The sequence below is a fragment of the Acetobacter ghanensis genome (genome assembly GCF_001499675.1).
Taxonomy (GTDB): Bacteria; Pseudomonadota; Alphaproteobacteria; order Acetobacterales; family Acetobacteraceae; genus Acetobacter; species Acetobacter ghanensis.
The window spans coordinates 2,292,055-2,303,954 of sequence record NZ_LN609302.1; the positions used below are offsets into that span (position 1 = coordinate 2,292,055).

Here is an 11,900-nt window from a genome sequence, read left to right on the forward strand (position 1 = left end):
CCCATAGGCGGCCATTTTTCAATCTGATATCATGCAAAAAATTCTTACTCTCCACCTCGTATCCGAGGCGACGGGGCAGACGCTTGATTCCGTTGCACGGGCCTGTATTGCCCAGTTCCCCAATACGGAAGTCAGACTGCGGCACTGGAACCTGATCCGCACCCAGATCCAGCTTCGGCGGGTTTTGCGGCATATTGCCAATAACCGTGGCCCGGTCATGTCCTCCCTGACCGACCCTATCCTTCAGGCGGATATGGAAGCAGGCTGTGCCAGCCTCCAGATCAGACTGTTGGACGTGCTGGACAATGCGCTGCACTTTCTGGCCGAAGAAACGGGGGAAGAAGCCACCCGCCACCCCGGCGGCCAATACATTATGGACGAGAACTACTACCAGCGCATTGAGGCCATGCACTACGTTCTGGCGCATGACGATGGGCAGGAAACCCGCGGGCTGAACAAGGCGGATGTGATTCTGGTGGGTGTTTCCCGCGTTTCCAAAACGCCAACATGCTTTTATCTGGCCAACCGGGGAATCAAGGCAGCCAATGTGCCGCTGGTTATGGGAATTGAACCGCCAGAAGCCCTGTTCAGCACCACCAAACCTGTTATTGGCCTGACCATTGACCCTGAACGGTTGATTGAAATTCGCCGTAATAGACTGAACCAGATGATACCGGGCAAATCCCGCCCAGAAGCTGTAACGGACTACGCTTATATTGATCTGGAAAAAGTGCAGGAGGAACTGCATTGGGCCAGACGTCTATGCCGCCGCCAGAACTGGCCGGTCATTGACGTAACACGCCGCTCTATTGAAGAGACATCGGCTTCCATTCTGGAACTGATCGCCACAACCTGAAAAAACCGCTCCCCATTGTTACCAACTACCGGGAAACAATGGGGAGCCGGATTAAGCTCGTGACGGTCTTAATCTGCCATTTCCGATGGTGTAAGCCGCTGCACCCGCACGGCCTGACCCTGCGCGTTGTAGTAAATCACGCTGCTCCCGCGCCGCTGGGCGTATCCATCCGGCTGGCCATCCTTGGTCCAGAACAGCAGACGGTTTGTATCCGGCTGCTCCACAACCCGGTCCCCCGGTGGCGTAAATCGGTATTTACTAAAGTCCTTATGCGCGCGAGGCAGGGGGAGCTTGCCTGCCAGATTGTGCATACTGGATGCACGGTGCGCGTCCGAATCATCATCATCCCCGCCATTCAGCGGGTCACCCTCAGCATGTGCGGGAACACCGGCCACAAGGGGCAGCGCCACTGCGCACAGACCGAACATGACTTTCCATTTTTTACGGAATACCGGCATCATGTCGGTGCTTCCTCCTTCATTCATGCCTCTGGCGGCAAGATTGACCAGTTACAGCTTAACGTAACACAAGTTAACGCCTGCTACCGCGTTACTCCTGTTACAAAAAACTGTCAGCCCCCTGTTTTGGCATAGGCAGGGCCAATACCATCCGACTTGCCCGCACTAGCGTGAAAGGAATAAGAAGCCCGCATGACAGAAACGTTGGTCAGCCCTTTTGAACTGGAACGGGACATTAAAAAAAGCCGCTTTCTTGCACGGGCGGCGCCCATAGCCAGCCCCGAAGAGGCCGAAGCGTTTATTGCCCGGATTGCCGCTGCCGAACCGGATGCCACCCACCATTGCTGGGCCTGGCAGTTTGGCCCCCATTGCCGCTGCCATGATGCGGGAGAACCATCGGGGACGGCAGGCCGCCCCATTTTGCAGGTCGTTGTGGCCCAAAAGCTGGACCGGGTCGCTATTGTTGTCTCGCGCTGGTTTGGGGGGATCAAGCTGGGTGCGGGCGGGCTGGTACGGGCTTATGCCGGAACGGCGGCCGAATGCCTGCGCGAAGCGCCAAAGGAAGAGTTGATTGAGCGCGTCAGGCTCGGCTTCCACTGCCCGTTTTCATTGTTGGGAATTGTTCAGGCCCGCTTGCCGGAATGGGGCGTAGAAGCGGAACATCCTGTTTTTGATGAAAATGGTGCACAGTTCCAACTGCTGCTACCGCAGGCACTTCAAGACGATGTGTGCCGCAAGATAACCGACCTGACCAGCGGTCAGGCCGATATACGTCTGATTGATTAACCCAAGATGGTCCAACCAGAGCCTAGCGGGGCGTAACCCAGCCGTTACCCGTAGAATCCCCCACTTGCCCGGTGCCAAATGGGCCAGAGCTCTGGTAAGCGGACCCATAGCGGGACAGGTCAGACCCTGTTACCGAATCCCTGTGCACCTTGGCCAGATGGTCCGGGTCATCCCCATGCTGGAATTCCATGGACGGGGCATCCTGATACCCCGGAGGCAGGCTCCGGTGCCCGTGTACGGTTTTTGATTCGGTCGATTTGGCCGAAGACCCCGTATCCATTGCGCCGCTCCCTTCGGAAAAGGAAACATCGTCATTGGGGGACATCAAAGGGTCCGCGTGGGCAACACCTGCTGCACCCATAAGGCTTGCGCCCATCAGAAGGCCGGACATTACGTTTACAAACGGTCTACGCAGCTGCGCCATTGCGCGTTACCCCGCAAGAAAAAAAGAAAAACACCCCGTTCTGGCCATTACACAAAACAGCCTTGCGGGTTTGATTACCGGCAACCCTTATCACACCAAAAGTGCAAAAATCCAAATTCTCTGGCCGATAGTGGAGCGGATGCCACACCATAGGCCAGAACATGGCTTGAGCCAGCAAACGCTATTTGCGTAATTTCTGCATTTTAGACATAAAGGCAGCCGCCTTTGGCAAATCAATGCCCAAGAGAGATTGTTTTTATCATTCTGCTTACCATTTGTGTGTAATCAGCCCAACTGAACAGGAACGCGTTATGAGTGCCACGCTCACCCAGCCCAACCCGACGTCTGAGACCTGGATGCCGGATAGCTGGCGTTCGTTTCCTTTCAAACAGATCCCCACCTACCCGGACGCCGCAGCACTCAAGGGTGTTGAAGACCGGCTGAGCAGCTACCCGCCGCTGGTCTTTGCCGGGGAGGTGCGCCGCCTGCGCAACCATCTGGCACAGGCTGCACAGGGCAAGGCCTTTGTCCTGCAGGGCGGCCCGTGCGCTGAAAGCTTTGGCGAGTTCAAGGCCGACATCGTGCGCGACACGTTCCGTGTTCTGCTGCAAATGGCTGTTGTGCTCACATTTGGCGCCAAAGTGCCGGTTATCAAGCTGGGCCGCATGGCTGGCCAGTTTGCCAAACCGCGCTCTTCCGACATGGAAACAGTGGACGGCGTAAGCCTGCCTTCCTACCGGGGGGACATCATCAACGGGCCGGAATTCACCCCCGAAGCCCGTATTCCTGACCCGGCCCGGATGGAAACAGGGTACTTCCAGTCCACTGGAATCCAGAACCTGCTGCGTGCCTTCTCCCGCGGGGGGTATGCCAACCTGCACGAGGTGCACCGCTGGAACCTTGGCTTTGTGGAACGCTCCCCGCTGGCCAACCGTTACCGCACCATGGCCGAACGCATTGGCGAAACACTCGCCTTCATGCAGGCCTGCGGGATTGATGCCGCTTCTTCCGCGCAGGTGGACGAAACCGAGTTCTACACCTCGCACGAGGCCCTGCTGCTGCCTTACGAGCAGGCTCTGACCCGCGTCGATTCCACATCGGGCGAATGGTATGACTGCTCCGCCCATTTCGTCTGGATCGGGGACCGTACCCGCCAGCCCGATGGCGCGCATGTGGAATTCCTGCGTGGGGTACGGAACCCCATTGGCATCAAGGTTGGCCCCACCACCAGCGTGGAAGATATTAAACGCCTGACCACCATCCTGAACCCCCAGAACGAGGCAGGCCGCATTACCCTGATCTCACGCATGGGGGCGCAGAAAATCGAACAGTTCCTGCCGCCGCTCATGCGCGCAGTCAAGGAAACGGGGCAGCTTGTGACGTGGATCAGCGACCCGATGCACGGCAACACCATTTCGACCGAGAACAAGGTCAAAACCCGTTCGTTCGATGCGGTCATGCAGGAAGTCAAAGGCTTCTTTGCCGTGTGTGCTGCCGAAGGCGTGCCCGCCGGTGGTGTGCATCTGGAAATGACAGGCCAGAACGTAACGGAATGCGTTGGTGGCGCCCAGCGCCTGACCGAAGCAGACCTTGGTGATCGTTACGAAACCTTCTGCGACCCGCGCCTGAACGCCGAGCAGTCTTTGGAACTGGCGTTCCTGATCGCGGAGGAGCTGACCGGCCGTAATTAAGGCCGCGCCGCTCTTTGCCTGATCACAGAAGCGGGGGTGGTCTTTACGCCACCCTCCATCACACCCATCATCTGTGTAGTGTATTTGGCAGAAAAGAGCATTTCAGCAATGACGCAATTTCCCCTTGGCGAAGCGGCTCCCGGTGTTACCGCTGCAAAGGCTTCCGCCGCCTTGCCTGATTCCGAAATTCAGGCCCGGACGGATTCCTACTTCAACCGGACGCGGCAGATTGTCGGCCACTTTGGGGATTGCGAGGTTACTTACGCCTTCTTTTTACGCTGCCCTGTTATTTCCGCCCCCGGCATTATGCTGGAATGGCTGAAAAATGTTATGGCCGCGCGGAATTGTGACTACTCGGTTGATGTCCTCCACCCGGAAGGGGAATGGGTCGGGGCTGGCGAGCCGCTTGTTTACATTACGGGGTCGTTCCTGCATCTGGCTGACCTGGAAACACTTCTTCTCCAAAAACTGGGCAGTTCCTGCGTTGCTGCCCTGCGCGCCTACCAGATGGCGCTCTCCCTACCCCAAACCCGTTTTCTGGCTATGGATGCGCGCCACTGCGCTGGTTACGAAATGCAGGAGCTTATGGCCTACGCAGCCTCCATTGGCGGCCGCGCTGCCCAAAAAGACGGTGCTGTAGGCTTTGTTGGCACCGCGAATGATGCCGTGTCCGGCTTTTTTGACACCACGCACGGTGCAGGCACCATGCCCCACGCCCTTATTGGCTATGCGGGCTCAACCGTGCGGGCGGCGGAAATGTTCCACGAGACATTCCCACATTCGGACCTTGTCGTGCTGGTGGACTACTTCGGGCAGGAAATTACGGACGCACTGGCCGTCTGCCAACAGTTTGAGGATCTGGCACAGGCGGGGCGCATTGCCGTGCGGCTGGATACGCATGGCGGGCGGTTTATGGAGGGGTTAAACCCGCAGGAATCCTACGCCGTGGTCAACCGCCACGCCCCGGAGGCCCTGCGCCGTTACCGCTCGGACAGGGAACTGCGCTACCTAATTGGCACCGGCGTTTCTGCCGCATCCATCTGGAAAATGCGTGAAGCACTGGATGAAGCCGGGTTTGACAAGGTGCGAATTATTGCCTCCTCCGGCTTTGGGGTGACCAAATGCGCCTGCATGGCCGATGCACACGCCCCCATAGATGTTGTTGGCACCGGGTCGTTCATTCCCGAAATATGGAACGAAACCTACGCCACAGCCGATATCATCTCTTACAATGGTGTTGAGCGGGTTAAAATTGGGCGCGAATTCCTGTTTGCCTCCGCCCGCAACCGAAAAGACAGCAAGGAAAATCCATGAGCGAAACCGAAGCCCCTCAGGAGCAGGGCTGGAAAGTCCGTATTCTGGACCTGTCCGGCGGTGCCGAAGATAATATTGTGGAAGAAGTTGGCGTTTTTCATGATCTTGCACACGCCAACGCCTTTGCCCGCGCCTATGTGCGCGACAGTGTGGAACGCTGCCGCACGCCCGGCGCCTCCGCCAAGGATGTGCTGAGCGTATGGATGAGCTTTGGCGAGGACGCTGTGGTGATTGATGCGCAGGAAGATGGCTGGCACTCGGCCAACGAACTGGATGACTTTACCGCAACCCCCGCTACCCCCATGGAGCGGGACTGGCGCACACTGGACCCTCGCCGCCTGATAGATGCTGAGGAAATCAGCCTAACCGCGGATGACAGTGATGAAGAAGACGCGGGTGATGAACCGTTCGACCCCGGCCTGCATAACCTGCATTAAGCACGCCACTCCACTGGCAGAGGCGTAAAACCCTACATGGCGTAACGGTTCTGCCTCTGCTTTCTGTTCTCTTCGTGCTAGCCTTTCCAGCCCATTCACGGCATAAGCCTCTGTTATGAAACTCCGCTTTGCGCCCAGCCCTACCGGCCTTCTCCATGTGGGCAATGCCCGCCTTGCCCTTGCCAACGCCCTGTTTGCCCGCCGCAATGGGGGCAAATTCCAACTGCGTATTGATGATACGGATACCGGTCGCTCCCGCGAGGAACTGGTAACGGCCATCCAGCAGGATCTGGAATGGATGGGCATTACGTGGGACGAGACCTTCCGCCAGACTCAGCGGCTGGACCGCTATGCCGCCGCCATTGAAAAGCTGAAGGCATCCGGCCACCTGTACCCCTGCTTTGAAAGCGAGCAGGAACTGGCCGCCAAGCGCGAAACCCAGATCCGCCAGCGCCGCGCCCCCGTGTATGACCGCGCCATGCTCAAAATGACCGAGCAGCAGCGCGCACAGGCCGAGGCTAACGGCAAGGTGCCTTACTGGCGCTTCAAACTCTCGGGCCGCATTGTGCGCTGGCGCGACCTTGTTATGGGGGATTGTCAGGTCAAGCTGCCATCCGTATCCGACCCTGTGCTGGTCAGGACCGACGGCACGGTGCTGTACACGCTGGCCTCGGTTGTGGATGATCTGGAAACAGGGATCAGCCACATTATCCGTGGGGAAGACCACGTAACCAACACGGGCGTGCAGATTGACATTGCCGAGGCTCTGGGCGCGCGCCCCGACCACTTCCGCTTTGCCCACCTGCCCCTGCTGCTGGACGAAAACGGCGGCAAGCTCTCCAAACGGTTTGATGCCTGCTCCCTGCGTACCCTGCGGCAGGATGGGGTAGAGGCGGAAGCCCTGATCTCCTACCTTGCGCGCCTTGGCAGCTCGGACGACCCGGCCTTGATGCCGTTTGATGCGCTGGCGCAGAGCTATGACCTGTCGCACATTTCGCGCTCCGCGGCTCGGTTTGATACACGCCAGTTGCTGGCCATGAACCACCGCCACCTTGCCCAGCTTCCCTTTGCTGCCGTAGCCGACAGATTGCCAAAAGGCGCAACAGAAGCCTTCTGGCTGGCTATTCGCAGCAATATCGACCTGCTATCCGAAGCAAAACTGTGGTTTCAGGTCGTCACTGGAGACATTATTCCTCCCGTGCAGGAAGAAGACGAAACGTTCCTGAAGGAAGCAGCAGACCTGCTGCCAGCCGAACCGTGGGATGTGGGAACGTGGAAGGCATGGACCACCGCCATCAAGGACAAAACAGGCCGGAGCGGTAAAGCCCTGTTCCACCCGCTGCGCGTTGCGCTGACGGGAGAAGAACACGGCCCGGAACTGCGTGACCTGCTCCCCCTTATTGGCCGTAAACGCACACTGGCCCGCCTGCTGCCATCCCACGCCTGAGGCAGTTGGCCGCAAACAATCCCAAAGGCAGCCAGCCCCGGCGGTAATGCGCCGGGGCCACATGGCGCACCCACAGGAACATCATCGTTAAGCCCGTGGCCGCAAACATGACTTGACCGTGTGCGATCTTGCCTTCCAATAGAGGCGTCCGCCATTTTTCTGTCAGTCTGGATTTTGTATGCGCCCTGTTCTGCACCGCCGTACATTGGGTTTGGGTCTGACCGCACTTTTGACCGCCCGCACCATTGGCCGGGCGAACGCCCAACCCGACCTGATGGACCGGCCTCCCCCTGAGTTGGAAGAGCTAAAATGGCACCCACCGTTAAGGGAGGCCATTCAGGCGCTCATCAACGCACACGGCCAATATTCCGAAACCTATAATGCCAACAGTCCCCCTTATGTGGTGATGGACTGGAACAACACCGCCATAGTAGGCGATGTGCAGCAAACGCTCTTTTTATTCATGCTGGAACACTTCTGTTTTCTTATGCCAGCCAGAAGGTTCCACAAGCTTATTCATGTACACGCTTCCAGCCATCCGCTCCCCGCACCATTTACAAACATTGCCGGCCAGCCTGTCTCTTTTCCCGACCTTGTGGATGATATTGTAGAAGATTACAGCGCACTGGCGGCCCGTTATGGGCATATGCCCCACCCCATTGCACGGGAAGAATTGCAAGATAACCCAGCCATGCTGGCGTTCCGTGCCCGTATGGCCTTCTGCCATCAGGCTGTGGCAGCCCTACACGGCCCAGATGCCGCCCAGCAATGGATGATCCGGCTGGTGGCCGAACAGGCCCAGACCGATGTGATTACCCTAAGCCGCGCAGCCAATGAATGGTGCCTTGGGGCATCCATTTCCACCCAAAAGTGGACCTGCCCGCCAACCCGGCCGGGCAAGGCTGGCCCCGTACAGGCAGACATAACCCAGATGCTGCGCCTGACGCCAGAAATGGGGAACCTGCTCCAGATTTTGCAGGAGCATGGCATAGACCCCATTATCTGCTCCTCCGCGCTGGAAGATCTGGTTGCACTTTTTGCGACATCGGCTGAATACGGCTACAATTTACGGCACGAACATGTTTTTGGTGCACGTCTGGTGGAGCGCAGGGGTATTATGGAACCGACCGAGGTTCCCCGTTACCCATTCCCTGCTGGAGTTGGTAAAACCGAGCTGATCCGCGTCCACTTTGAACAAAAAAGAAAACAGCCCCCTCTTATGATCTTTGCAGGGGAAAGCAGCAGCGCGGACCTTCTCAAATCTTTTCCCGACACATCGTTATGCTGCCTGATCAACCGCAAACAGTCTGAGGACATGCAGATTTTTTTGCGCGAGGCAGCACAACCCATCCCCCCCAGAGGCACCCGCAGGCTTTATTTACAGGGGCGGGATGAAAACACAGGGGAATGGCGTCCTCATGCCAGCAGCCTGCTACTAGGCAGCACAACGCCAACCCTGCCAACCTGACCCCCCCACAAAAGGCGCGTGGCCCGATTTATGCCCCCCATGAGCGGCGCGCCTTCCACCGGTTGAGCAACAGGGAATTGCTAACGACCGAGACCGAACTCATGGCCATGGCCGCCCCGGCAAAAACCGGGCTAAGCAAACCGAATGCCGCCAGTGGCAGGCCCAATATGTTGTAGATAAATGCAAAAAACAGGTTCTGCCTGATTTTGGATACCGTTGCCCGGGAGAGCGAGACAGCATCCACCAGTGCCGTTAACTGGCTCCGCACCAGCACAACATCCGCCGTTTCCAACGCAATATCGGCCCCGGCTCCAATAGCAAAACTAACATCAGCCAGTGCAAGGGCCGGAGCATCGTTTATACCATCCCCCACCATGCCCACACAGTGCTGGCCACCAGCCTTGAGCCGGGTGATCTGCGCGGCCTTGCCCTCCGGCAGCACACCGGCCACAACCTCATCTATCCTCACCTGCCGGGCCACGGCTTGTGCTGCCCGCTCATTATCCCCACTGAGCATCACCACACGCAGCCCCTCGCTCCGCAGAGCGGCAATAGCCATCTGGGCTTCTGGCCGGACCTGATCAGCCAGCCCAAAATACCCCACGACTCTCCCCCCAAGGGCCAAGGCGACAATGGTTTGCCCACGGGCCTGCCAGCCATCGGTTAACGTCCGGTCTATTGGGCAACCAATCTGTTGCATATAGGAAAGCGAGCCAAGCTGCGCATCTTTCTCTCCCATCCGGGCCTGCACACCACGCCCCGGTATGGCGTTAAAATCGGTTATGGTGGCAGGCACCGCCCCCTGTGCCGTGGCATACGCCACAATAGCGCGAGCCAGCGGATGTTCGGAACTCTGCTCCAGCGCATACGCCAGCCCCAGCACCGTATGTGGGTCCTCGCCCGGGGCAAGCTGCACCTGCACGACACCGGGCCGCCCTATGGTAAGGGTTCCTGTTTTGTCAGTGACCAGAATATCCATTTTGCGCGCCTGCTCCAGCGCATCCGCATTGCGGAACAGAATACCAGCCTGCGCACCAAGGCCCGTACCGACCATAATGGCCGTTGGTGTTGCCAACCCTAACGAGCAGGGGCAGGCAATAACCAGCACCGACACGGCATTAACCAGACTGGCGCCAAAATGCCCCGTAAGCGCCCACCCCACACCAAGGGCCAGCAAGGCCAGCACCAGCACCGCAGGCACAAATACCGCCGCCACACGGTCCGCCAGACGCTGCACACTGGCCTTGCTGCCCTGCGCCTGCTCCACCATACGCACAATGCCCGATAGAACGGTTTGCGCCCCCACTTTTGTGGCCTGCACACGCAAAGCGCCTGTCTGGTTCAAAGTACCCGCAAAAACGCGGTCGCCCGTGGTTTTGGTAACGGGGGCGCTCTCACCCGTTAGCATGGCTTCATCCAGATCAGACCGGCCATCCAGCACCGTGCCGTCCACGGCCACGCTCTCCCCCGGACGGACCATAAACACGTTGCCGGGCACAAGCTGCTCCACCGGCGTATCCACCCACTGGCCATTCTGCTCCACATGGGCAGTCCGGGGTTGCAGGTGCATAAGGCTTTGCATCCCCGCACTAGCGCGGGCTTTGGCGCGGGCCTCCAGCAGGCGACCAAGCAGAACAAGAGTCAGCACCAGCGCGCTGGTCTCAAAATAAACAGGCTGATCAAGGCCAAAAGCCATCACAACAGTGCTGAACACAAAAGCAATGCCTGTGCCCATAACCACCAGCACATCCATATTGGCGGCACCGGCCCGCAGCGCATGGAAGGCACCGCCATACAACGCGCGGCCACACCAGAGCTGCACCAGCCCAGCCAGCCCGAACTGACACCACAAGGGCAGCATAACGGTATGCTCACCCAGCAGCATACCCAGCATCTGGATGACAAAAGGCAAACTCAGCACGGCAGAAAGGAGGAAATTCCGCCACTCCCCCCGCCATTCCGCCTCGTGCTGCGCATTTTGCGCATCTGGCGCCTGCTGGTTGTACAGGCTTGCGCCGTATCCAGCCTTCTCCACACGGGCAATCAAATCTGCCGCATCCACTACGCCGGGCACAAAGCTGACATGGGCGCGCTCGGTAGCCAGATTGACCGATGCCTGAACCGATGGCAGGGCATTGAGCACTTTTTCCACCCTGTTTACGCAGGATGCGCATGTCAGCCCGGTCAGGGCCAGATCAACACTTGTGGTTTCGGGCGTAAAACCGGCATGACGCACGGCTTCCAGCACCGGGGGGAGTTGGGTTGCGAGGTCTTCCAGAGTGACCTGCGCCCGTGCCGTGGCAAAATTAACGGATGCCTGCACATCCTGCTGCCGATTGAGCACTTTTTCCAGCCGGGCGGCACAACTGGCACAGCTCATGCCCGCAACGGGAAAACTGATAATCTGGCTCATGCTCTTGTGGCTCCATGCCTACGGTCAAACACACCGGGCAAAACATGCTTATACGCCGGTCACGACACATCCGGACTGACCCATTCTCCTTGCCATATATGCCCCCTAGGGGTATATTCAAATCATGCGGTGCCTTTTTCTCTTTCGTGGGCCAATTTTGGGCTGCCTGCTTTTGCTGGCCAGCACGTTTGGCCTGTGGGCGCTGCACACCCCGGCTGTGGCGGCTACGCCCAGCATGGTCCATGCCACCATGCACCACGCGGAGCATGGTCCGGTTGCGGCTGCCGCCATGCACCACCACACAACGGCACTGGGCTGCCCATCCACCACAGCGGCGGTACACCACCTTATGCACCACCATGCAGCCTGCTGCATGACAGGCAATGCCCTGTCTGTTGTGGATATATCGGCTGGCACACTACCAGTAACCTTTTTGTGGCACACCCGCGCCAAGCCGGTTTTTGCCCATCAGACGGCCCTGCCCGACCGCCGGGCCGCTCCTCTGCTCCGTCCGCCCAAACTGCACACGGCCTGATAAATCCACCGGTGGCGTAAGCCCCCGCCTGATCAGCCATGCGGTCTGCCCTAAACGGACCGTGCAGAATG

The 11,900-nt window shown here is 58.6% G+C and carries 11 protein-coding genes; 8 read left to right on the plus strand and 3 right to left on the minus strand.

All coding sequences use genetic code 11. The features are described 5' to 3' along the window. The first annotated feature begins 31 nt into the window (after positions 1–31). Positions 32–856, plus strand: coding sequence for a pyruvate, water dikinase regulatory protein (locus AGA_RS10680; RefSeq protein ID WP_059024287.1), 825 nt, complete (start codon positions 32–34; stop codon positions 854–856). Between the two features lie 68 nt (positions 857–924). On the opposite strand, the gene AGA_RS10685 is transcribed toward AGA_RS10680, so the two are convergent. Further along, complete coding sequence (locus AGA_RS10685; RefSeq protein ID WP_083503623.1) at positions 925–1,341, minus strand: hypothetical protein; 417 nt, start codon at positions 1,339–1,341, stop codon at positions 925–927. Positions 1,342–1,506: 165 nt separating this feature from the next. Between AGA_RS10685 and AGA_RS10690 the strand changes: the two genes are divergently transcribed. Then, entirely contained in the window at positions 1,507–2,100 is a 594-nt protein-coding gene (locus AGA_RS10690; RefSeq protein WP_059024289.1) for an IMPACT family protein, read from the plus strand. Positions 2,101–2,122: 22 nt separating this feature from the next. Here the strand turns inward: AGA_RS10690 and AGA_RS10695 are convergent, their stop codons facing one another. Beyond that, positions 2,123–2,524: a hypothetical protein gene (locus AGA_RS10695; RefSeq protein ID WP_059024290.1), complete on the minus strand. Its 402-nt coding sequence runs from the start codon at positions 2,522–2,524 to the stop codon at positions 2,123–2,125. A 311-nt stretch (positions 2,525–2,835) separates the two neighbouring features. Here AGA_RS10695 and AGA_RS10700 point away from each other — a divergent pair, with 311 nt between their 5' ends. The 5 genes from AGA_RS10700 (at position 2,836) to AGA_RS10720 (ending at position 8,881) form a co-directional block, all read left to right on the plus strand. Next, on the plus strand, positions 2,836–4,215 hold the full coding sequence (locus tag AGA_RS10700) for a class II 3-deoxy-7-phosphoheptulonate synthase (protein ID WP_059024291.1): 1,380 nt from the start codon (positions 2,836–2,838) through the stop codon (positions 4,213–4,215). 108 nt (positions 4,216–4,323) lie between these two features. Beyond that, positions 4,324–5,529: a beta/alpha barrel domain-containing protein gene (locus AGA_RS10705; RefSeq protein ID WP_059024292.1), complete on the plus strand. Its 1,206-nt coding sequence runs from the start codon at positions 4,324–4,326 to the stop codon at positions 5,527–5,529. Then, positions 5,526–5,966, plus strand: coding sequence for a hypothetical protein (locus AGA_RS10710; RefSeq protein ID WP_059024293.1), 441 nt, complete (start codon positions 5,526–5,528; stop codon positions 5,964–5,966). The genes AGA_RS10705 and AGA_RS10710 overlap by 4 nt, the downstream gene beginning before the upstream one ends. Before the next feature lie 115 nt (positions 5,967–6,081). Next, positions 6,082–7,413, plus strand: coding sequence for a glutamate--tRNA ligase (gltX, locus tag AGA_RS10715; RefSeq protein ID WP_059024294.1), 1,332 nt, complete (start codon positions 6,082–6,084; stop codon positions 7,411–7,413). Between the two features lie 178 nt (positions 7,414–7,591). Continuing rightward, positions 7,592–8,881, plus strand: coding sequence for a hypothetical protein (locus AGA_RS10720; protein ID WP_059024295.1), 1,290 nt, complete (start codon positions 7,592–7,594; stop codon positions 8,879–8,881). Between the two features lie 28 nt (positions 8,882–8,909). Here AGA_RS10720 and AGA_RS10725 read toward each other — a convergent pair whose 3' ends face one another. After that, positions 8,910–11,294, minus strand: a complete 2,385-nt coding sequence (locus tag AGA_RS10725; RefSeq protein WP_059024296.1) for a heavy metal translocating P-type ATPase — start codon at positions 11,292–11,294, stop codon at positions 8,910–8,912. Positions 11,295–11,418: 124 nt separating this feature from the next. Between AGA_RS10725 and AGA_RS10730 the strand changes: the two genes are divergently transcribed. Then, complete coding sequence (locus tag AGA_RS10730) at positions 11,419–11,829, plus strand: hypothetical protein (protein WP_059024297.1); 411 nt, start codon at positions 11,419–11,421, stop codon at positions 11,827–11,829. The last annotated feature ends 71 nt before the right edge of the window (positions 11,830–11,900 follow it).